General features: G+C 70.1%; 19 protein-coding genes (1 of these 19 cut by a window edge). 9 read left to right on the forward strand and 10 right to left on the reverse strand.

Annotation, left to right across the window (positions count from 1 at the left end; all coding sequences use genetic code 11):
• The first annotated feature begins 89 nt into the window (after positions 1–89).
• Genes AC1PLR_RS02210 through AC1PLR_RS02220 form a run of 3 tightly spaced genes read left to right on the forward strand, consistent with a single transcriptional unit; the run spans position 90 to position 1,392 of the window.
• Positions 90–440, forward strand: coding sequence for a carboxymuconolactone decarboxylase family protein (locus AC1PLR_RS02210; RefSeq protein WP_481102518.1), 351 nt, complete (start codon positions 90–92; stop codon positions 438–440).
• On the forward strand, positions 440–838 hold the full coding sequence (locus tag AC1PLR_RS02215) for a tautomerase family protein (RefSeq protein WP_481099722.1): 399 nt from the start codon (positions 440–442) through the stop codon (positions 836–838). Before AC1PLR_RS02210 ends, AC1PLR_RS02215 begins: the two co-directional genes overlap by 1 nt.
• On the forward strand, positions 835–1,392 hold the full coding sequence (locus AC1PLR_RS02220; RefSeq protein ID WP_481102519.1) for a DUF4865 family protein: 558 nt from the start codon (positions 835–837) through the stop codon (positions 1,390–1,392). The genes AC1PLR_RS02215 and AC1PLR_RS02220 overlap by 4 nt, the downstream gene beginning before the upstream one ends.
• Positions 1,393–1,410: 18 nt before the next feature.
• On the opposite strand, the gene AC1PLR_RS02225 is transcribed toward AC1PLR_RS02220, so the two are convergent.
• The 6 genes from AC1PLR_RS02225 to radC all read right to left on the reverse strand — a co-directional run bounded on the left by AC1PLR_RS02225 (position 1,411) and on the right by radC (position 9,573).
• Positions 1,411–2,610, reverse strand: a complete 1,200-nt coding sequence (locus tag AC1PLR_RS02225; protein WP_481102520.1) for a pyridoxamine 5'-phosphate oxidase family protein — start codon at positions 2,608–2,610, stop codon at positions 1,411–1,413.
• A gap of 131 nt (positions 2,611–2,741) precedes the next feature.
• Positions 2,742–4,793 carry a TonB-dependent receptor gene (locus AC1PLR_RS02230; RefSeq protein WP_481102521.1) on the reverse strand — a complete coding sequence of 684 codons (2,052 nt, stop codon included), beginning with the start codon at positions 4,791–4,793 and terminating at the stop codon, positions 2,742–2,744.
• A gap of 234 nt (positions 4,794–5,027) precedes the next feature.
• Positions 5,028–5,783, reverse strand: coding sequence for an SDR family NAD(P)-dependent oxidoreductase (locus tag AC1PLR_RS02235; protein ID WP_010341843.1), 756 nt, complete (start codon positions 5,781–5,783; stop codon positions 5,028–5,030).
• A gap of 374 nt (positions 5,784–6,157) precedes the next feature.
• Entirely contained in the window at positions 6,158–6,994 is an 837-nt protein-coding gene (locus AC1PLR_RS02240) for an SPOR domain-containing protein (RefSeq protein WP_481102522.1), read from the reverse strand.
• 15 nt (positions 6,995–7,009) lie between these two features.
• Positions 7,010–8,698, reverse strand: a complete 1,689-nt coding sequence (argS, locus tag AC1PLR_RS02245; protein ID WP_019800498.1) for an arginine--tRNA ligase — start codon at positions 8,696–8,698, stop codon at positions 7,010–7,012.
• 200 nt (positions 8,699–8,898) lie between these two features.
• Entirely contained in the window at positions 8,899–9,573 is a 675-nt protein-coding gene (gene radC, locus AC1PLR_RS02250; protein ID WP_010342061.1) for a RadC family protein, read from the reverse strand.
• A 96-nt stretch (positions 9,574–9,669) separates the two neighbouring features.
• On the opposite strand from radC, the gene coaBC reads away from it, so the two are divergent.
• Genes coaBC through AC1PLR_RS02265 form a run of 3 tightly spaced genes read left to right on the forward strand, consistent with a single transcriptional unit; the run spans position 9,670 to position 13,766 of the window.
• A complete protein-coding gene (gene coaBC, locus AC1PLR_RS02255) occupies positions 9,670–10,947 on the forward strand; it encodes a bifunctional phosphopantothenoylcysteine decarboxylase/phosphopantothenate--cysteine ligase CoaBC (RefSeq protein ID WP_481069763.1) in 1,278 nt (425 codons plus the stop codon).
• Positions 10,944–11,414: a dUTP diphosphatase gene (gene dut, locus AC1PLR_RS02260; RefSeq protein ID WP_010342059.1), complete on the forward strand. Its 471-nt coding sequence runs from the start codon at positions 10,944–10,946 to the stop codon at positions 11,412–11,414. The genes coaBC and dut overlap by 4 nt, the downstream gene beginning before the upstream one ends.
• Before the next feature lie 15 nt (positions 11,415–11,429).
• Positions 11,430–13,766, forward strand: a complete 2,337-nt coding sequence (locus AC1PLR_RS02265; protein ID WP_481102523.1) for a phosphomannomutase/phosphoglucomutase — start codon at positions 11,430–11,432, stop codon at positions 13,764–13,766.
• Between the two features lie 49 nt (positions 13,767–13,815).
• Here the strand turns inward: AC1PLR_RS02265 and AC1PLR_RS02270 are convergent, their stop codons facing one another.
• Together AC1PLR_RS02270 and pyrE are read right to left on the reverse strand one after the other, a co-directional pair.
• The gene (locus AC1PLR_RS02270; protein ID WP_481102524.1) at positions 13,816–14,487 is read right to left on the reverse strand and encodes a hypothetical protein; all 672 of its coding nucleotides are present in this window, start codon (positions 14,485–14,487) and stop codon (positions 13,816–13,818) included.
• Between the two features lie 18 nt (positions 14,488–14,505).
• Positions 14,506–15,165, reverse strand: a complete 660-nt coding sequence (pyrE, locus tag AC1PLR_RS02275) for an orotate phosphoribosyltransferase (RefSeq protein ID WP_017907592.1) — start codon at positions 15,163–15,165, stop codon at positions 14,506–14,508.
• A gap of 129 nt (positions 15,166–15,294) precedes the next feature.
• On the opposite strand from pyrE, the gene AC1PLR_RS02280 reads away from it, so the two are divergent.
• The 3 genes from AC1PLR_RS02280 (at position 15,295) to AC1PLR_RS02290 (ending at position 17,704) form a co-directional block, all read left to right on the forward strand.
• Entirely contained in the window at positions 15,295–16,095 is an 801-nt protein-coding gene (locus tag AC1PLR_RS02280) for an exodeoxyribonuclease III (RefSeq protein ID WP_010342055.1), read from the forward strand.
• Positions 16,092–17,411 carry an AmpG family muropeptide MFS transporter gene (locus AC1PLR_RS02285; protein ID WP_481102525.1) on the forward strand — a complete coding sequence of 440 codons (1,320 nt, stop codon included), beginning with the start codon at positions 16,092–16,094 and terminating at the stop codon, positions 17,409–17,411. The genes AC1PLR_RS02280 and AC1PLR_RS02285 overlap by 4 nt, the downstream gene beginning before the upstream one ends.
• Before the next feature lie 65 nt (positions 17,412–17,476).
• Positions 17,477–17,704, forward strand: coding sequence for a hypothetical protein (locus tag AC1PLR_RS02290; protein WP_481102526.1), 228 nt, complete (start codon positions 17,477–17,479; stop codon positions 17,702–17,704).
• A 15-nt stretch (positions 17,705–17,719) separates the two neighbouring features.
• Here AC1PLR_RS02290 and AC1PLR_RS02295 read toward each other — a convergent pair whose 3' ends face one another.
• Entirely contained in the window at positions 17,720–18,847 is a 1,128-nt protein-coding gene (locus AC1PLR_RS02295) for an anhydro-N-acetylmuramic acid kinase (protein ID WP_481102527.1), read from the reverse strand.
• 89 nt (positions 18,848–18,936) lie between these two features.
• Positions 18,937–20,124, reverse strand: the 3' portion of a protein-coding gene (locus AC1PLR_RS02300) for a M23 family metallopeptidase (protein WP_010342051.1). It continues 267 nt past the right edge of the window; only the last 1,188 of its 1,455 coding nucleotides appear in the window; its start codon lies off the right edge, out of view; its stop codon occupies positions 18,937–18,939.

Consider the following 20,124-nt stretch of genomic DNA (forward strand, 5'->3'; position numbering starts at 1 on the left):
ATTTTCCGGATGGTCGTTTCGATATTTTCCGATTTTTCGGAAGGTTGTGCGCGACTAGGCTGTGTCCGTTCCCACGCGAGGCCTGCCCGATGTCCGACCCAGCCATGCCGTTTCCTTCCCCGCAGGCCGCGTTCGGCGACATCGCGCCGGCCTTCGCCCGCCTGACCGACGAGGTGCTGTTCGCCGAGGTGTGGCAGCACCCGGGCCTGTCGCCGCGCGAACGCAGCCTGATCACGGTGGCCACGCTGATCGCGCTGTATCGGCTGGAGCAGCTGCCGTTTCACCTGGCACGCGCGCTAGACAACGGCCTGGACCGCGAGGCCCTGGCCGAAGCCATCACCCACTTGGCGTTCTACGCCGGCTGGCCGTGCGCGGCATCGGCGTTGCCGTTGCTGCGCGCCGCCGACGCGGCGAAGCCGGCCACGATGGAGGCGCGCTGATGCCGTACGCCCGCATCTCGCTACTGCGCGGTCATCCGCCTGCCTACCTGCGCGCGCTGTCGGCCAGCCTCTACCAGGCCATGCACGAGGCCTTCGACGTGCCGGCTGGCGACTGCTTCCAGGTCATCCACCAGCACGACCCGGACGAACTGGTGTTCGACCGCCACTACCTGGGCGGGCCGCGCTCGGATGGCTTCGTGCTGATCGCCATCACCGCCGGTCGCGAACGCAGCGACGCCTGCAAGCAGGCGTTCTACCGGCGGCTGGTCGAATTGCTGGCGATCGCGCCGGGCATCGCCCCGGAGGACGTGATGGTCACCATCGTCACCACCGCGGCGCAGGACTGGTCCTTCGGCGGCGGCCGCGCCGGCATTGCCGCCAGCGGAGCACCGGCATGATCGCCATGCAGTACAGCATCGCGCTGCCGGCGGACTACGACATGGCGATCATCCGCCGCCGCATCGCCGACAAGGGGCCGTTGCTCGATACGCTGCCGGGGCTATTGTTCAAGGCTTACCTGGTCGCAGATCGCGGCGATCCGCTCCTGCACGCCCGGCAGAACCTGTATGCGCCGTTCTATCTGTGGCGCGATGCGGCAGCGATGCATGCGTTTCTCGCCGGTCCCGCGTTCGCCGCACTGTGCGAGGCCTTCGGCCGCCCGCCAGTGCAGTCGTGGATGGTCGGCACGGCATGGACGTCCGCGGCGCTGCGCACGGCGCGCTACGCCACCCGCGTACTTCAGGCACCAGCGCCTGCCTTGGAAAACGACAGCGACGACGACATGCACGCGCCTGACGAACGCGTGCTGGCCACGGTGCACGGTTACGAACCGCAGGGATGGACACGGCTGCGGTTTCATCTGTGGCGCGACCTGCCGCCGGCGGACGACGATGCGCACTGCTATGCGGTGCATCACCTCAGCGCGCCCGACGCGATCGACGCAGACGGGTGAACCGGCGGCGTTGCGCGCTCAGTACATGTTCTTCTTGTAGTCGGCCTGCAGTCCTTTGCGGACCATGCCGGGCACCGAGACCGCCGCGCGCAGCAGCGTGGCCTGGGCGCCGCGCGCGCCGCTGCGCCTGACGTGGTCGCGGAAGATCGTCGGCGGGTCCAGGTCGTGTGCGATGGCAGTGGGCGGCCAGTGGTCGAAGCGGCGCAGCGCAGGACTGTGGATGTCTTCGAGCACTGCCGGCAGCACCCGCACCGCAAGATGCGGAACGCGTCCATCGACCGCGAGCGCGCTGCGGATCGCTGCATCGGTGCTGGGACGGGCGAGCCCTTCGATGCGCACGCAGCGCGCGCTGCCGGGGCGCAGCGCCAGCAGCGCGATCTGCGGCCGCGCCAGCAGATTGCCCAGGCTGTCGACGCGGCGATTGCCTGGGCGGTCGGCGAACCACCAGGCGTCGCGGTGGGCTTGCAGCAAGGCGCCGGCGCGATCGCCGCGCGGGCTGACATCGACGCGGCCTTCGGCATCGGCGGTGGCCAGCACCAGCAGCCGGCAACTTCCCAGAAATCCATCCGGCGTCTGCGGTGGCGCTTCGTCGGTGGATTCCGCGACCTGCCACCAGTCGGCACGGAGCAGGGCCTTGGCGCAGTGCAGATAGCATTCCTCGACGGCAACGAACAGGCGCGTGCCGTCGTCGCCGGCGATGCGGCCATTGATGCGCAGGGTCTCGCCCAGGCCGGGCACCAGGAACAGCGAGCCGAAGCCGGCGCCGACAGGCGTGTGGGCCGCATCCAGCGCCTGCAGCGGGATCGACAGCAGGTGCGGGGTGTCCCCGCGCGCAAAGCCGGGCGCACCGCTGCCCACGCTCAGCGCCAGTCGCTGAGCCGCGACGCCAGCGAACAGCAGCGGGCTGGCGGCCAGCCAGCGCAGCGCGTGCGCGTCCAGATGGTCGATCACCTTCATGTCGCGCGGACCAGGCAGACGGCCCACGCAATCCTGCAGCTGTGCCGCGTCTGTAATGAAGTCGGTCATCGTCGCGGCCCCTGCGAGAAAAGGACGGCGCGGTCGAACGGAGAGGGAGAGAGCATCGCAAAGCACTCCGGTGAACGGGCGGAAGGCTTGCGCGAAGGCTGGCGACGCCGGAACCGTACCACATGCGGCGAGGACGTCGCATCCGACGACTGCGCCGCTATCCTTGCCCAGGCAAACACCGCTGCCGGGCACCTCTCACCCCGGGACGTGCCCCATCGGCGCGGTTTCTTCAGACGCGATGGTGGCGTTCGCGGTGAAGCCCGTCGCGGCTGAAGCCGCTCCTGCGCAGCACGCTGTGGCGGATGCAGGTGATGCGAGTTGCCCTACAGCCGCAGTTCGAAACCGAGATAGGCAGAACGTCCGGGCGCTGGCGAAAACATCGGCTGGTCGTTGCCGCCCCAGAAGAAGTTGTCGTACCAGACGTAGGCATAGCGCGCGTCGGTGAGGTTCTTCATCTGCAGGTCGAGGCTTGCGCGCGGGCTGAGCTGGTAACGCACGCTGGCATCGACCACGCGGAAGCCGCCGTACTTGCCCTGCGTGTTGCGTTCGTCGATGTAGTAGTCGCCCTGCGCGCGCGCCTGCACGCCGAACTTCCAGCGCGCGTCGGGCCGGTAGTCGAGGCCGACGTTGCTGATGTAGCGCGGCGTGGAGAACACCTCGCGTCCGCGCAGCGACTCGCCGGCGGCGGTGTAGGCGCTGACCACCTTGGCTTCCTGCAGCGCGTGCGAGATCCACGCCGTCCAGCGTTCGCCCAGTTGTGTGCTCAGTTGCAGGTCCACGCCTTGCCGACGGGTCTGGCCGAGGCCGACCGTGGTGCCGGTGCTGGGCATGTTCGCCACTTCGTCGGTGGCGTTCTGGCGCCAGACCGCCACGCGCGCCTCGGTGCCGGCCACCGGCTGCAGTTTCAGGCCCAGCTCCTTGCCGGTGTTGATCGAGGGCCGGAACGCCGGCTGGCCCGGGGTGAGATAGGCCGGCGCGGTAGAGCCGGTGAGGATCTGGAAGGTGCGGCCCCAATTGGCGTACACGCTCAGCTGCGGCGTCAGCGCGTAGATCACGCTGAGCTTGGGCTGGTCGATCCAGCCGTAGCGCTGCAGCGGCGCGTGGATGCCGCCAGGCAGCGCGGTCTCACCGGAGAAGCGGTCGGCACGGAATGCGGGGACGATCTTCAGCGCATCGCTCGGTTGGATTACCGCCTGCAGGTACAGGCCGAGGTTGTCCAGGCTGTAGCGGTCGTCGTTCTGCACGCGTGCCGGGGCGCGATCGAAATCGGTCGGCACGCTGTAGGCGTAGCGCGAGCGTCGGTAGCGGTTGTCCTGGTGCTCGGCGTTGACGCCGGCTTCCACGCTGAGCAGGTCGCTGGCCTGCCAGGTGACGGTGCTGAGCAGGCCGGTCTGGGTTTCGTCCCACTGCCGACGCTGCCGCGGCGCATTGCCCACCGGGTAATTGGTGAAGGTGACGCGGCGGTCGTCTTCATAACGGTTGAAGTACAGCGTATTGCGCAGGTGCAGGCCGTCGCCGAGTTTGAAGTCGGCATGCACGCTGGCCTGGCGCATGTCGCGGTCGTCGCCGTCGTTGGCGTTCTTCGGCGGCGACTGTTCGCGGCCCTCGGCCAACTCGGTGGCAGTGAGGAAGCCCGGTTCGTCGGCGTCGTGATGGTAGGCGCGGGCGATCAGGCCGATGCGGGCGGCATCGTCGTCTTCGCCATAGAACCATTTGCCGCCCAGGGTGTACTTGCGCGAGCTGTCGTGTTGGCGATAGCCATGCGCGGCCTGCGCGCCGACGAAATAGTTCTGCGCCAGGCCATCGGCCTCATGGCCGACGGCGTACTGCAGTTCGCGGGTGGCGAAGCTGCCATAGCGCAGCCGCAGGTCCTGGTAGTCGCCGCCCTGGCGGGTGGCGATGTTGAAGTTGCCGCCGATGTTGTGCAGGCCGTAACGCGGATCGTTGGTGCCGCGCACCACCTCGATGTAGGCGATCTCCAGCGGGAAGATCATGTCGATGAAGCGTTGGTTGCCGCTGTTGACGTTGCTCGGCACGCCGTCGATCAGCACCTTGATGCCGTTGATGTAGCCCTCGCCGTTGAAAGCGCGGAAGGTGACCTTGCCGGACTCGGCACCCTGGCGGGTTTCGGTGAGCTGCATGCCGGGCATCTGCCCGAGCAGCTCCCAGCTGTTCATGACGGCCTTGTCGCCGATCTGTTCGCTGCCGAGCACGTCGACCGAGCTGAGGATGTTGCGCGTGGACAGCGAGGCGGCGCTGTGGCGCCGCGCTTCCACGGTGCCGAGCGTGGTGGTGGTGTCGGGCGACGTCTGCGCGGCGCCGTCGCCGGCCGCGAGCCCGGCCAGCACGGCGAGGGCATGGGTGTAGGTCTTCATGGTGGCTTTGGACGAAGCGGAGGGGAGGCTGGCGGCAGCGGCGGGCTGCAGGCGAGCAAGTGGTGCGCCGCCCGATACCGGGCATGGCTCCATGAAAGATATGTTATATCATTTCGTTAAGGCATTGTCGGAATTGTCATCCGACCGGCGCAATCGATGAGCGTCGCTGCCGCGTGGCGGTAGAGGGGCTCCGCCGCGTGAGCGAGAAAAGACGCGTCGCGGCCCCGCGGCCGTTCAGGCCGGTTGCCGCGCGACCTGGAAGCCGGCGAAGGACTGCGTCACCGGCATGATTTCCAGCCGATTGATGTTCAGGTGCGGCGGCAGCGTCGCCACCCAGAAGATCTGTTCGGCGATGTCCTCGGCGGTCATCGGCTGCGCGCCCTGGTAGAGCGTGTCCGAAGCCTTCTGGTCGCCATGGGTGCGGACCAGGGTGAACTCGGTTTCGGCCATGCCCGGTTCGATCGCGGTCACGCGCACGCCGGTGCCATGCAGGTCCGAGCGCAGGCCCAGCGAGAACTGGCTGACGAAGGCCTTGGTGCCGCCGTAGGTGTTGCCGCCGGGATAGGGATACAGCGCGGCGACCGAACTGATGTTGATGATCGCGCCGCGGCGCTGGATCAGCGTCGGCAGCAGGCGATGGGTCAGCGTCACCAGCGCGGTGACGTTGGTGTCGATCATCGTGCGCCAGTCGTCCAGTTGCGCGGCCTGCGCCGGCGCGGTGCCCTGGGCCAGGCCGGCATTGTTGACCAGCAGGTCGATGCCGCGGAACGCCTCGGGCAGCGCCGCCAGCATCGCGTCCAGCGCGTCGGTATCGCGGATGTCGAAGGCGGCGATGTGCACGCGTTCGGCGCCGAAGGCGTCCAGCAGCGGCTGCAGGCGCTCGGCACGGCGGCCGGTGGCGATCACGCGCCAGCCCGCGTCGACGAAGCGGCGCACGGCGGCGGCGCCAAAACCGGAGGTGGCACCGGTGATCAGGGCAGTCTGGGTCATTGGGGGGCCGGGAATGGGGAGGGGGGAATCGGGAATGGTAAAAGCAAATGCGGTGGCAGGGCGTCACGCCGCCTTGCGCACGCGGAGGATCACCGCACGCGCGCGATCAGCGCCGCCGCCGCGGCGTCGCAGACAACCCAGCATTCTGTCCCGTAGCCACAGGTCTCAGGGAACGGGCGAGCACGCGCTCTTCCCATTCCCGATTCCCGGCACTACTGCGCCCTGATCGATCGCCGGCAGCCCGCGGCCATTGAACTGCATCGCCGCGTCAGCGTCGACGCGTCATTGGCGACGCGGCATGCATGCACGCGAAGACGAAAACGACACGGAACCCGCTTCTCCGAATCCCGATTCCCGATTCCCCAATCCCGGCTTCACTGCGCCTTGATCGCGATCGCCGACAGCCCGCTGCCGTTCAACTTCTGCTTGGCCTCGGCCAGTTCGCTGGCGGTGCCATAGGGCCCCATGCGCACGCGGTACACGGTCTTGCCGCTGATCTGCGCCGATTCCACGCGCGCCGACAGGCCCAGCATCGCCAGCTTGGCCTTGGTCGACTCGGCATCGCCGGAGGCGCCGAACGAGCCGGCCTGCAGGATGTAGCGTGCGGTGTCGGGGGCCGCAGTCGCCGCGGCAGCCGCCGGTGCGGTGGTCGCGGCCGGCGTTGCCGCCGCGGCCGCTGGCCTGGAGGCGGCCGGCGTGGCGCTGGCCGCGGTGCTCGGCGTTTCCGGCAGCGGGGTCGGATTGGCGGCCGTCGCGGTCGGCGCAGTGGCGGCCGCGGCCGGAGTGGTGCCGGCGGCCGCCGTGCCTGCGGCGGCCTGCGCCTTGGCCTGGCGAATGGCCTCGGCGCGCGCGCTGGCGGCCAGTTCGGCGTCGGACATCTGCACTTCCTTGCCGGGTAGCAGGGTGTAGAAGTCGTACTGGGTCTGCGCGTCCTTCTTCGCCTCCGGCTTGGTGCTGCCGGCCGCGTTGGCGGCGGGCTTGGGCAGCTCCGGGGCCGCATCGACGTCGGCATCGGCCACCGGTGCGGGCTGCGCGTCCGGATTGGCGCGCGGGCCGCCCACGCGCAGGAAGTCGCCGTCCTTCTTGAACAGGCCCGGCGCGCCGAGGAACACCACCGCGGCGATCGCCGCGCCGGCGATCAGCCACACCCATCCGGGCGTGCCGTTGCCGGTGTTGCGCCGGGCCTGGGTCTTACCGCGTCGTGCTGCCATTTACCGCTTCTCCACTCACATTTTTTCCGGGGCCGAGACGCCCAGGAGATTCAGACCGTTCGCCAGTACCTGCTGCGCCGCCACCGCCAGGGTCAGCTTGGCGTTGCGTTCGCCGGCGTCGTCCACCAGCACTGGGGTGCCGTGGTACCAGGTGTGGAAGGCCGTGGCCAGTTCGCGCAGGTATTGCGCGATCAGGTGCGGCTCCAGCGCATGTCCCGCATTCTCCACCACTTCCGGGTAGCGCGAGAGTTCCTGCATCAGTTCCAGCGAGGTCGCGTCGCTGAGCCGGTTCAGTTGCGCCTGGCCGTCGGCCTGGTCGTAGTCCAGCTTCTTCTCCTGCGCCTGGCGCAGCAGGCTGCACACGCGGGCATGCGCGTACTGCACGTAGAACACCGGGTTGTCGTTGCTCTGCTGGCGCGCCAGGTCGATGTCGAAGGTGAGCTGGGAATCGGGCTTGCGCGCGATCAGGAACCAGCGCGTGGCATCGCGGCCGGCTTCCTCGATCAGGTCGCGCAGGGTCAGGTAGCTGCCGGCGCGCTTGGACAACTTCACTTCCTCGCCGCCGCGCATCACCGTGACCATCTGGTGCAGCACGTATTCCGGCCAGCCCTTGGGGATGCCCAGGTCCATCGCCTGCAGGCCGGCGCGCACGCGCGCCAGCGAGCCGTGATGGTCGGCGCCCAGTTCGGTGATGGCGCGCACGTAGCCGCGCTGCCACTTGCTCAGGTGGTAGGCCACGTCCGGCACGAAGTAGGTATAGGTGCCGTCGGACTTGCGCATCACGCGGTCCTTGTCGTCGCCGAAATCGGTGGATTTCAGCCACAGCGCGCCACCGTCCTCGTAGGTGTGGCCGGAGGCGACCAGCTTCTGCACCGCTTCCTCGACCTTGCCGTCGCGGTACAGCGAGCTTTCCAGGAAGTAGATGTCGAAATCCACGCCGAACGCGGCCAGGTCGTGGTTCTGCTCGTTGCGCAGATAGGCCACGGCGAAGCGGCGGATCGCGTCCAGGTCCTGCGGGTCCTTGGCGCCGGTGACCACGTGGCCCTCCAGGTCGACTGCAGCGCCGGCCATGTAGGCCTCGGCCACGTCCTGGATGTAGTCGCCGCGGTAGCCTTCTTCCGGCCAGTCCGGGCTGTCCGGGGTCTTGCCCAGGGCGCGCGCCTGCACCGACCGCGCCAGGTTCTCGATCTGGTTGCCGCCGTCGTTGTAGTAGAACTCGCGCTTGGCATTCCAGCCGTTGGCCTCGAGCAGGCGCGCCAGGCAGTCGCCGATGGCCGCGGCGCGGCCGTGGCCGACGTGCAGCGGCCCGGTCGGGTTGGCCGAGACGTATTCCACGCCCACGGTGCGGCCGTTGCCGACCAGGCTGCGGCCGTAGTCCTCGCCCTGCTTGAGCACCGCCAGCACCTCGCGCTGGTAGGCGCCGGGGCCGAGGTGGAAATTGATGAAGCCGGGGCCGGCGATCTCGACCTTGCTGACATCGTCGTTGGCCGGCAGCGCGTCCACCAATTGCTGGGCGAGGGCGCGCGGATTGGTGCGCGCGGCCTTGGCCAGCAGCATTGCCGCGTTGGTGGCGAAGTCGCCGTGCTCGCGGGTCTTGGGGCGCTCGACCACGAAGTCCGGCGGCAGGGTGTCGGCCGGCAGGGTGCCATTGGCGCGCAAGGCTTCGATGCCTTGACCGATCAGGGCGCGGAGTTGGGATTTCACGAGATCTCTGCTTGAAGCGCGGAACCGGCGATTTTACCCGACCCGCCGCCTCCCGGCCCGTCCCGGGTTCAGCCCGACCTCAGCCGTGGCGCCGTGACCGGGCGCAGGCCTGCGCCCCGGGCCTGCTGCGCGCCCGCCGGGCTGGGGTCGCCTTGCGGGGCGCGCGCGCCACCCCGGCCCAGCCCGCCACGCGCACCGGTTCAGGCCCAGCCGCGCGAGGCCATCGAGACCGGGACGCCGTCGCCGACGATGAAGTGGTCGAGCAGGCGCACGTCGATCAGGTCCAGCGCCTGTTTCAGCCGGTCGGTGACGGCGCGGTCGGCGGGCGAGGGTTCCGGGTTCCCGGACGGGTGGTTGTGGCCGATGATCACGGCGGCGGCATTGAGCGTGAGCGCACGCCGGACCACCTCGCGCGGATGCACCTCGGCGCCGTCCACGGTGCCCTGGAACAGTTCCTCGAAGGCCAGCCAGCGGTGCCGGGTGTCCAGGAACAAGGCGGCGAAGACCTCGTACGGCCGCGCCCGCAGGCGTTGCGCGAAGTAGCGGCCGGCGGTGACCGGGTTGCTGAGGGTGTCGCCGCGCTGCAGTTCCGCGGCCAGGTGGCGCTGGCCCAGTTCCAGCGCCGCCGACAGCTGGCAGGCCCGCGCCGGCCCCAGCCCGGGCAGGCGCACCAGGTCGCCGGGCGACCGGTCCAGCAGCGTGCGCAACGGCCCGTGCCGGTGCAGCAGGTCGCGCGAGGTGCGTACCGCGTCGCTGCCGGGCAGGCCGGAGCCGAGAAAGATCGCCAGCAGTTCGGCGTCGGAAAGGGCCCGGGGACCGCGCGCCAGCAGCTTTTCCCGGGGACGTTCTTCGCAGGGCCAGTCGGAGATGTGCATATCGCCAGGGTGCCGGCCGACATGGCGCAACGGTATCAGGCCGCCAAAAGCCATCGGGTAAGCTAATCGTCCTTGTATGGGTAGGACATTCCCGACGTGACCGCGATTTTCGAGAGGCCCCTGCCGGGGCGACGTGTGCTGTTGTGCGTCGGCGGGGGAATCGCCGCCTACAAGGCGCTGGAACTGGTGCGGCGGCTGCGCGATGCCGGCGCCGAGGTCCAGGTGGCGATGACCGCCGGCGCGCAGCAGTTCGTCACCCCGCTGAGCTTCCAGGCGCTGTCCGGCCATCTCACCCGCACCACGTTGTGGGACAGCGGCGCGGAACAGGCGATGGGCCATCTGGAACTGGCCCGCTGGGCCGAACACATCGTGGTGGCGCCGGCCACCGCCGACCTGCTGGCGCGCCTGGCGCACGGGCTGGCCGACGACCTGGTCGGCACGCTGTGCCTGGCCAGCACCGCCCCGCTGACCGTGTGTCCGGCAATGAACCACCGCATGTGGCTGCACCCGGCCACCCAGGCCAACATCGCCACCCTGCGCCAGCGTGGCGCACAGGTGGTCGGCCCCAACGACGGCCCGCTGGCCGAAGGCGAGTCCGGCCCCGGCCGCCTGGCCGAGCCCGGGCAGATCGTCGCGGCGCTGGCTGGGCGCACGGACCAGGGCGCCGCGTCGGCCACGCCGGCCGCCGCCACCGCCGTCCCGTCGCGTTCCGGCACTGGCGCCACCGGCGCCCTGCGCGGCCTGCGCCTGCTGATCAGCGCCGGTCCCACCTACGAAGACCTGGATCCGGTGCGCTACCTGGGCAACCGCAGCAGCGGCAAGATGGGCTACGCGCTGGCCGCGGCCGCGGCCCGGCAGGGCGCCGAGGTGGTGCTGGTCAGCGGTCCGGTGCATTTGTCTACGCCCGATGGCGTGCAGCGCATCGACGTGCGCTCGGCCGCGCAGATGCGCGAGGCGGTGCTGGGCGCACTGCCGGCGGACATCTACATCGGCACTGCCGCGGTCGCCGATTACACGCCAAAACACGTGGCGGCGCAGAAGATCAAGAAGAGCGGCGAGACCCTGACCCTGGAGCTGACCCGGACCCCGGACATCCTGGCCGAGGTCGCCGCGCAGACCCAGGCGCTGAAGCTGGTGGTCGGTTTCGCCGCCGAAACCCACGACATCGAGCGCTATGCCCGTGGCAAACTCGCCGACAAGCACCTGGACCTGATCGTGGCCAACCGGGTGGGGGTGGCCGGCAACGGCTTCGAGAGCGACCAGAACGCGGCCACCGCCTATTGGCAGGACGGCGAACGCGACTTCCCGGCGGTCTCCAAGACGCAGCTGGCCGAACAACTGCTGGACCTGATCGCGCAGAGGCTGCACGCATGAGCACTCCCACGCCCCATCCGCTGCAGGTGAAGCTGCTGGATCCGCGCTTCGGCGACAGTTGGCCGCTGCCCGACTACGCCACCGAAGCCAGCGCCGGGCTCGACCTGCGCGCGGCCACCGAGGCGCCGCTGACCCTGGCCCCGGGCGACACCGCGCTGATCCCCAGCGGCCTGTCCATCTACATCGCCGATCCGCAGCTGTGCGCAGTGGTGCTGCCGCGTTCGGGCCTGGGCCACCGCCACGGCATCGTGCTCGGCAACGGCACCGGCCTGATCGATGCCGACTACCAGGGACCGCTGCTGATCAGCGTCTGGAACCGCGGCCGCGAGGACTTCACCATCGCCCCCGGCGACCGCATCGCGCAACTGGTGGTGATGCCGGTCGTGCGTGTTGCCCTGCAGGTGGTGGATACTTTCGCCGACAGCGCCAGGGGAACGGGTGGATTCGGCCATACCGGAGTGCGCTGACAGGGGATCGTCTGCATGAGCGAGGCAACACAAGCGCGGCCGGTGCCGCAGGGTTTGCGCAAGGTGGCGCCTCTGCTGACGGTGCTGCTGGTGCTGATGGTCGTCTGGTTCGGCTGGAGCGGGGTCGAGCAATGGCGCGCCGAACAGGCCGCCACCACCCTGGAGCAGGCGCGCGATGCCGCGGTGACGCAGACCCAGCAGGCGCTGGCGGGCGTGGGCAAACGCCTGTCCGAGCGCCTGCAGCAGCCGGCCGTGCAGGCGGCCCTGAGCCGCGGCGACGCCGCGGCCGCGGCCCAGGCGCTGCGCGCGGACTGGGCGCAGGCCGAGGACGCGCAGGTACTGCCGGCCGACCTGGAGCCGGGCTATACCGATGCGGCGCGCTTCGGCTACGGCCGCCTGGCGCTGCTGGAAAAGACCCTGCTGAGCGACAAGATCGCCAGTGCGGTGATTCGCGACGGCGGCGGCCCGCGGCTCGGGCTGGCCGCGCCGGTATCGCTGGGCGGCACCCCCGCGGTGGTCTACCTGCGCCTGCCGCTGGCGCTGTTGACCGACCCGGTCGCGCAGGCGCCGGTGCCGGGCAGCGGCTATCTGGCGCTGCGCCAGGGCAACTACGACGTGATTGCCGCCGGCAACAATGCGCTGCACGACCGTGCCGACGCGCTGTCGCGCCCGGTCGGCGACAGCGGCCTGCGCATGGTCGCCTCGCTGCCGGATAGCGAAGCCGGTCCGCTGGGGCTGGGGGCGATGCCCTGCCTGCTGGTTGCCGGCCTCTGCCTGGTGCTGGGCGCACTGCTGTTGCTGGCCGCGCGCGGGCGCCTGCCGCAGCCGCGGGTACGCCGCGCCGACGCCGCGGCCACCGAAGAACACACCCTGCAGCAGAGCCTGCAGCGCCAGGAGCCGCCCCCGCCGCCGCCCTCGGCCGCCGAGGAGGCCGCGCCGGCCAAGCCGGTGCCGGCGTTAGCAGTGGCGCCGGAGATCTTCCGCGCCTACGACATCCGCGGCGTGGTCGGCCGCGACCTCAGCCCGCAGGTCGCGGCGCTGATCGGCCAGGCGATCGGCGCGGTGATGAAGGAGCAGGGACTCAACGAGGTGGTGGTCGGCCGCGATGGCCGCCTGTCCGGGCCGGAACTGTCGGCCGCGCTGATCGAAGGCCTGCGCCGCGCCGGCTGCCATGTCACCGACATCGGCCTGGCGCCGACCCCGGTGGTCTACTTCGCCGCCTATCACCTGCGCGCCGGCAGCTGCGTGGCGGTCACCGGCAGCCACAACCCGGCCGACTACAACGGCTTCAAGATCGTGGTCGGCGGCGAGACGCTGTCCGGCGCGGCCATCGCCGACCTGTACGCGCGGATCAGCGCCGGCCGCCTGCCCACGGCCGAGGAGCCGGGCCGGCTGCAGCAGCGCGACGTCGGCGACGACTACATCCAGCGCATCGCCGACGACGTGCAGCTGGACCGCCCGCTCAAGGTCGTGGCCGATGCCGGCAACGGCGTCGGCGGCGAATTGGCGCCGCGGCTGCTGGAAGCGATCGGCGCCGAGGTCGTGCCGCTGTACTGCGACGTCGACGGCACCTTCCCCAACCACCATCCCGATCCCAGCGAGCCGCACAACCTCGAGGATCTGGTGCAGACCGTGCGGCGCTTCGACGCCGACCTGGGCGTGGCCTTCGACGGCGACGCCGACCGCCTCGGCGTGGTCACCAAGGAAGGCACGGTGATCTACCCGGACCGCCTGCTGATGCTGTTCGCCGCCGACGTGCTGCAACGCAACCCCGGCGCGCTGGTGATCTACGACGTCAAGTGCACCGGCAAGCTGTCCGACTACGTGCTGCGCAACGGCGGCAGCCCGCTGGTGTGGAAGACCGGGCACTCGCTGATCAAGGCGAAGATGCGCGAGACCGACGCCGAACTGGCCGGTGAGATGAGCGGCCATTTCTTCTTCAAGGAGCGCTGGTACGGCTTCGACGACGGCCTGTACGCGGCGGCGCGATTGCTGGAGATCCTGGCCCAGCGCGAGGAATCGCCGTCGGAGGTGCTGGCCGAACTGCCCGACAGCGTGGCCACGCCGGAGATCAAGCTGCCGGTGGACGGGCAGGATGCGCACGCGCTGGTCGCCGACCTGGTCGCCCAGGCCCAGCAGGAGGGCTCGCCGTTTGCCGGCGCGCGGCTGCTGACCATCGACGGCCTGCGCGTCGACTTCCCGGATGGCTGGGGGCTGGTCCGCGCGTCCAACACCACGCCGGTGCTGGTGCTGCGCTTCGAGGCCGACAACGCGGCGGCGCTGGAGCGGATCAAGGCGCTGTTCCGCGCCCAGGTGCAGGCGGTGCTGCCGGGCCTGGCGCCGACCTTCTGAGCCAACGGCACGCGCCCGGGCTGGTCCGGGCGCCGGGCGCCACGGCGGCTCAGCCGCCGGCGGTGGTCGCGGTCGCTGCCGGGCCGCCGCCGCGGGCCGCCCGATAACGCTGCAGCACGTCCTCGATTTCCTGGTCCAGGCCGAGCCGCTGCTGTTCGAAGTTCTTCTGCATGCGCAGTTGCCACAGCAGGGCGCGGTGCCGTTGCTGCACGTCGTCGGCGATCTTGGCGGGCACGCTCTGCCCGGCCAGTTCGCGCGCGCCGGCGCCGGACAGCAGGCCGATCAGCCCCTGGCGCAGGCTGTCGACGTTGTAGCGGGCGGTGTTGATGTTGTTGTCGACGATGCCGATGCGCTCGGCGAACACCCGGCGCAGTTCGTCCTCGGTCTGGTACGACAGCAGCATCGCCTGGTCGGTACGCTTGCGCGTCTCCAGCGCGGCCTGGTCGGCGCGCTGCTGCGCGGCATCGGCCGCGGCCGCGGCGCGTTCGTCGGCGTTGAGCGCACGCCCGACCTCGGCGCTGCGCATGCCGCTGGTGGCGTTGAACTCGTCACGTGCCTGGTTCACCGCTTCCGGCGGCAGCGCATCGCTGCAGGTGCGTTGGCCGCCCTGGTTCCAGCAATACAGTTTCTTGGACGGTGCCGACGCCTGTTGCGCGGCGGCCGGCAAGGCCAGCAGCGCCAACACGGCCGGCAGGACGCGGTTGCGTGGTCGGATCGGCATCGTGGCAGCCCCCTGCTGTCAGCCAGACGAAGCGCAACCGTAGCGGGCCCGGTAGGCCAGCAGCGGTTCGCGGAAGCCGACAAGGTCTGCGTTTCCGTCGATGAATGCAAGCAGGTCGCCTAGATGCGCGACCGACACCACAGGAACGCCGGCTTCGGCGGCCACCGCCTGCGCCGCCGAGCGGCGGTCGTCCTCGGCAGCGATCTCCTGGCGGTCCAGCGCGACCAGGATCGCGGCCGGCTCGCCACCGGCGGCACGGATGATGCCCAGCGCCTCGCGGATCGCGGTGCCGGCGGTGATCACATCGTCCACGATCAGCACCCGGCGGCCGGCCAGCGGCGCGCCGATCAGGCTGCCGCCTTCGCCATGCGCCTTGGCTTCCTTGCGGTTGAACGCCAGCGGCAGGTCGCGCCCGCGCCGCGCGTATTCGCAGGCCACCGCCGTCGCCAGCGGGATGCCCTTGTAGGCCGGGCCGAACAGCAGGTCGAAGTCGAGCCCGGCCGCGTCGGCCGCATCGGCGTAGCACGCCGCCAGCCGCGCCATGCTGGCACCGGAGTCGAAGCGCCCGGCGTTGAAGAAATAGGGGCTGAGGCGCCCGGACTTCAGCGTGAACTCGCCGAAGCGCAGCGCCTCCACGTCCAGGGCCAGTTGCAGGAAACGGTGCCGGTAGTCGGTCATTGGGGGGCCGGGAATGGAGAAACGGGAATAGGGAATCGATAAAGCGTACCCCAGCAGGACCGCGAAGACGGAACAACCGCTATGCTTTTCACCATTCCCTATTCCCCTTTCCCCATTCCCGGCTCTTCCATGCGCATCATCAGCTTCAACGCCAACGGCCTGCGGTCGGCCGCCACCAAGGGCTTTTTCGAGTGGTTCGCCACCCAGCAGGCGGATGTGCTGTGCGTGCAGGAGACCAAGGCGCAGGAGCATCAACTGGCCGGGCCGGCGTTCCTGCCGGACGGCTACCGGGTCTGGTTCCGCGACGCCAGCACCAAGAAGGGCTACAGCGGCGTGGCCATCTACAGCAAGCGTGAACCCGACGAGGTGCGCACCGCGCTGGGCTGGCCGGAGTTCGACGAGGAAGGCCGCTACATCGAGGCGCGCTTCGGCAACCTGAGCGTGGTGTCCTTCTACATTCCCTCCGGGTCGTCCGGCGAGCTGCGCCAGGGCTACAAGTTCCAGGTCATGGACTGGCTGCGGCCGATCCTGGTGGAGTGGCTGCACAGCGGCCGCGACTACGTGCTGTGCGGCGACTGGAACATCGTGCGCTCGGCGCTGGACATCAAGAACTGGAAGTCGAACCAGAAGAACTCCGGCTGCCTGCCGGCCGAGCGCGACTGGCTCAACGGCCTGTGCGCCGACCGTGCCGACGAGGCCGACCCGGCCAGCGGCCGCGGCTGGGTGGATGCCTACCGCGCGCTGCATCCGGACGGCCAGGACTACACCTGGTGGAGCAACCGCGGCGCGGCGCGCGCCAACGACGTGGGTTGGCGTATCGACTACCAGTTCGTCACCCCGACCCTGCGCGAGCGCCTGCAAGGCTGTTCCATCTATACCGCGCAGCGCTTCTCCGACCATGCGCCGTTCACGGTGGACTACCGCGAATGAGCGGCGGCACCTCCGCGGCGCCGGTGTCCTACAAGGGCTGGGCCGGGATCAAGCGCGCCTTCGCCACGCCGTCGGCGGCGACGATGGCGCTGCTGGGCTTCGGCAGCGGCCTGCCGTTCCTGCTGATCGCCTCGCAGACCCTGTCCACGCGCCTGCGCGACGTCGGCCTGGACCTGGGCAGCATCGGCCTGATCAGCCTGGCCAGCTTCTTCTACCTGCTCAAGTTCCTGTGGGCGCCGCTGCTGGACCGCTATCGCTTCCCGCTGTTCGGCTTCCTTGGCCGGCGCCGTTCCTGGCTGCTGGTCGCGCAGCTCGGCGTGGCCATCGGCCTGGTGGCGCTGGCCTTCACCCGCCCGGAATTGAGCGTGGGCGCGCTGGTGCTGTGGGTGCTGATCGCCTCCTTCGCCGGCGCCACCCAGGATTCGGTGGTGGACGCCTATCGCATCGAGATCGCGCCGTCCTCGGCGCAGGCCGCACTCGCTGCGACCTACACCTTCGGCTACCGCATCGGCCTGATCCTGTCCGGCGCCGGTGCGCTGTATCTGGCGCAGTTCGGCAACTGGACCTTGGCCTATCTGGTCATGGCCGGGCTGATGCTGCTGCCGATCGTGACCACCCTGGTGTGCCGCGAACCGGAGGTGCCGGCCTCGACGGTGGTGCGCAGGATCGACGTGGTCGGTGCGTTCTGGCAGCCGATCTCCAGCTTCTTCTCCAGCAACGGCCTGGCGCTGGGCCTGGCGCTGCTGCTGTTCGTGGGTCTGTTCAAGTTCCCGGACCAGGTGATCGGGGTGATGTCCGGCCCGTTCTACCTGGACTCGGGCTTCGACAAGGCCGACATCGCCACCGTCTCCAAGCTGTTCGGGGTCTGGATGGGGATTGCCGGCGCCTTCGCCGGCGGCCTGGCGGTGGCCGCCTTCGGCTTCCGACGCATGCTGCTCGTCGCCGCGCTGGGCGTGGCGCTGTCCAACCTGGCGTTCCTGCTGATGGCGCACAACCCTGGCCAACTCTGGTCGTTCTACGCCGCGCTTAGCGCCGACAACCTGTTCCAGGGCTTCGCCGGCACCGTGCTGGTCGCCTTCATGTCCTCGCTGACCGACCGCAACTTCACCGCCACCCAGTACGCGCTGCTGGTGTCGCTGGCCAACCTGCCGGGCAAGTTCGTCGGCGGCGTCTCCGGCTACATCGTCGAAGCCACCTCCTACAGCACCTTCTTCGTGCTGAGCGCCTTCACCGTGATCCCGACCCTGTTGCTGCTGGCCTGGCTGTGGCCGCGGATCCGCGAACAGACGCCACAGGCGGCCGCCTCCAGCGATTGAAAGGCCGTCCCCGGGCAGGGATGATGGGCAGCGGCGCATGCGTGCGCCGCCGTCCGGGAGTCCGCATGAGCGACCTTGTGTTGCGCGATATCGACCCGTTCCTGCTCGAACGCATCCGCCGCATCGCCGTCGCGCGCGGCTGGACCCAGCGCCAGGCGGTGCTGGCGCTGATCGAGCAGGGCCTGTTCTCCAGCGAGTACGACGTACGCAGCGGGTTCGAGCACCGCGAAGTGGATGTGCTGTCGGAGGCGATCGCGGCGTTGCGCGCGCTGCCGGCCGGCAGCGGTTTCTGAATCCCGACGCCTCGCTTACGCGGGATGAATCGCGCCAAGGATGCGCGGCCCGCGCGCGCCGCTGACCGACGGCAGGTTGCCCGGCAATCCGGCCAGGGTCTGCCGCGCCAGCCAGGCGAAGCCCATCGCTTCGATGTAGTCCGGGTCCAGGCCCTGTGCCTGGGTCGACTGCACCTGCACCCCCGGCAAGCGCGCCTGCAGCCGCGCCAGCAGCAGCGGGTTGTGCACGCCGCCGCCGCACACCAGCAACTGCCTGGTCGCAGGCTGCTGCGCCAGCAATGCATCGGCGACGGTGGCCGCGGTCAGTTCCAGCAGCGTCGCCTGCACGCTGGCCGGCGCGGGCGCCGGGGTGTCCAGGCAGGCCTCCAGCCAGCGCAGGTGGAACTGCTCGCGCCCGGTGCTCTTGGGCGGCGGCAGCGCGAACCACGGATCGGCCAGCAGGCGCTGCAGCAGGTCGGCGTCGACCGCGCCGCTGGCGGCGAAGGCGCCGCCCGCATCGTAGGGCTGGCCGCGATGGCGCTGGCACCAGGCATCGAGCAGCGCATTGGCCGGCCCGGTGTCGAAACCGCGCACGGCACCGTGCGCCGGCAACAGGGTCAGGTTGCCGATGCCGCCGAGGTTGAGCACCGCCCGGTCCTCGTGCGCCGCGCCCAGCATCGCCGCGTGGAAGGCCGGCATCAGCGGCGCGCCGTGGCCGCCGGCGGCGACGTCGCGGCGGCGGAAATCGCAGACCGTGGCGATGCCGGTCAGTTCGGCGATGCGGTTGCCGTCGCCGAGCTGCCAGGTGAAGGCCGGGTTCGCCAGCGGGCGATGGCGCACGGTCTGCCCGTGCGACCCGATCGCGCGCACCGCGGCCGGCGCGACCCCGGCATCGTCGAGCAGGCGCAGCGCCGCCTCGGCGAAGGCGATCGCGACCTCGGCGTCGAGTTGCCCCAGCGCGTCCAGCGAGGCGATGTCGCCGCCTTCGCCCAGCGCGATCAGCGCCGCGCGCTGCTGCGGTGCCCAGGCATAGGTGCGGCCCAACTGCAGCTGCGGGTTGCCGTCGTGGCCGAAGCGCACCAGCGCGGCATCGATGCCGTCGGCGCTGGTGCCGGACATCAGGCCCAGGAACAGGGCGTCGTCGGAAACAGCGGAAGAAGACATGCTAGGCACCAGGCGGCGGTCGGCGCCGCAGCGTGTGCCAGGCGCCGCCGCCCGTCAATGCGCGGCGCGGCGGGAGCGGACGCCAGGGCTCAGCCGGCGTCGTGCGAGGCGGCGGCCTTGGACGAGGCGACGACCTTCTTCTTCTTCGCCCCCGGCTCGTCGGCATCGGCGTAGATCAGCTTTTCCACGCGCTGGATGCGCGCCAGCGCCGGCGAGGTCTGCGCACGGAATGCGGCCAGTTCGGCCCCGGCCAGCGGGGTCGGCGGCGGCATCGTCACCGAGGCCGGATTGCGCTGCACGCCGTCCACGCGGAATTCGTAGTGCAGGTGCGGACCGGTGGCCATGCCGGTCATGCCGACGTAGCCGATCACCGTGCCCTGGTTGATGCGCTGGCCGGCCTTGATCCCGCCGAAGCGCGACATGTGCCCGTACAGCGTGCTGTAGCCCTTGCCGTGATCCAGGATGACGACGTTGCCGTAGCCGCGCTGGGTGCCGACGAACTGCACCCGCGCATCGCCGGCGGCCATGATCGGGGTGCCGGTCGGCGCCGCGTAGTCGATGCCCTTGTGCATGCGCATGGTGCCCAGCACCGGGTGCTTGCGCGCGCCGAAGGTGGAGCTGATGCGGCTGTAGGACACCGGCATGCGGATGAAGCTCTTCTTCAGCGGCCGCCCGGTCACGTCGAAGTACTCGGCCGGCTTGCCGCCGCGCTCGAAGCGGAAGCCGCTGTAGGTCTTGCCGCGGGTGGTGAAGGTCGCCGCCAGGATCTTGCTGGTATCGATGCGCTCGCCTTCGCGCCAGGTCTCGTCCATGACCACACTGAAGCGGTCGCCCGGCTGCAGGTCCTTGTCGAAGTCGATGTCGTACTTGAAGATCTCGTCGGTCATCGTCGCGATCGCCGACGGCGACAGCCCGGCCTTGCGTGCGGCCACGTACAGCGAACTGGTGATCTCGCCGCTGGTGACCACGGTGCGCGTGCTGGTCTCGCGCTCGATCACCTTTTCCTTGATGTCGTCGCCCAACAGCGACAGCTCCACCCGGTGGGTGGCATCGCGGTCGAAGCGCAGGGCGCGCAGATCGCCGGTCGTCGCCAGGTCGAAGCCGATCTCGGCGCCCGGACGCAGCTTGGTCAGCGCGTCGTGCGTGCCCGGATGGTCCAGTACCCGCTGCATCACCGTGGCGGGGATGCCGAGCTTCTCGAACACCGAGCCCAGGGTCTGCCCGGACTCGATCCGCACCACCTGCCAGTTGTCGGTGATCGCCGCCTGCTGTTGCTG

Source organism: Xanthomonas sp. NCPPB 3570, assembly GCF_056725115.1.

What these genes read in the sequence shown, in the direction of transcription:
- AC1PLR_RS02215 (WP_481099722.1), top strand. Translation starts at nt 440, where the DNA reads ATGCCGTACGCCCGCATCTCGCTACTGCGCGGTCATCCGCCTGCCTAC.
- AC1PLR_RS02270 (WP_481102524.1), bottom strand. Translation starts at nt 14,487, where the DNA reads ATGCCGATCCGACCACGCAACCGCGTCCTGCCGGCCGTGTTGGCGCTG.
- AC1PLR_RS02210 (WP_481102518.1), top strand. Translation starts at nt 90, where the DNA reads ATGTCCGACCCAGCCATGCCGTTTCCTTCCCCGCAGGCCGCGTTCGGC.
- AC1PLR_RS02295 (WP_481102527.1), bottom strand. Translation starts at nt 18,847, where the DNA reads ATGTCTTCTTCCGCTGTTTCCGACGACGCCCTGTTCCTGGGCCTGATG.
- radC (WP_010342061.1), bottom strand. Translation starts at nt 9,573, where the DNA reads ATGCACATCTCCGACTGGCCCTGCGAAGAACGTCCCCGGGAAAAGCTG.
- AC1PLR_RS02230 (WP_481102521.1), bottom strand. Translation starts at nt 4,793, where the DNA reads ATGAAGACCTACACCCATGCCCTCGCCGTGCTGGCCGGGCTCGCGGCC.
- AC1PLR_RS02235 (WP_010341843.1), bottom strand. Translation starts at nt 5,783, where the DNA reads ATGACCCAGACTGCCCTGATCACCGGTGCCACCTCCGGTTTTGGCGCC.
- dut (WP_010342059.1), top strand. Translation starts at nt 10,944, where the DNA reads ATGAGCACTCCCACGCCCCATCCGCTGCAGGTGAAGCTGCTGGATCCG.
- AC1PLR_RS02265 (WP_481102523.1), top strand. Translation starts at nt 11,430, where the DNA reads ATGAGCGAGGCAACACAAGCGCGGCCGGTGCCGCAGGGTTTGCGCAAG.
- AC1PLR_RS02285 (WP_481102525.1), top strand. Translation starts at nt 16,092, where the DNA reads ATGAGCGGCGGCACCTCCGCGGCGCCGGTGTCCTACAAGGGCTGGGCC.
- pyrE (WP_017907592.1), bottom strand. Translation starts at nt 15,165, where the DNA reads ATGACCGACTACCGGCACCGTTTCCTGCAACTGGCCCTGGACGTGGAG.
- AC1PLR_RS02290 (WP_481102526.1), top strand. Translation starts at nt 17,477, where the DNA reads ATGAGCGACCTTGTGTTGCGCGATATCGACCCGTTCCTGCTCGAACGC.
- AC1PLR_RS02240 (WP_481102522.1), bottom strand. Translation starts at nt 6,994, where the DNA reads ATGGCAGCACGACGCGGTAAGACCCAGGCCCGGCGCAACACCGGCAAC.
- AC1PLR_RS02280 (WP_010342055.1), top strand. Translation starts at nt 15,295, where the DNA reads ATGCGCATCATCAGCTTCAACGCCAACGGCCTGCGGTCGGCCGCCACC.
- AC1PLR_RS02220 (WP_481102519.1), top strand. Translation starts at nt 835, where the DNA reads ATGATCGCCATGCAGTACAGCATCGCGCTGCCGGCGGACTACGACATG.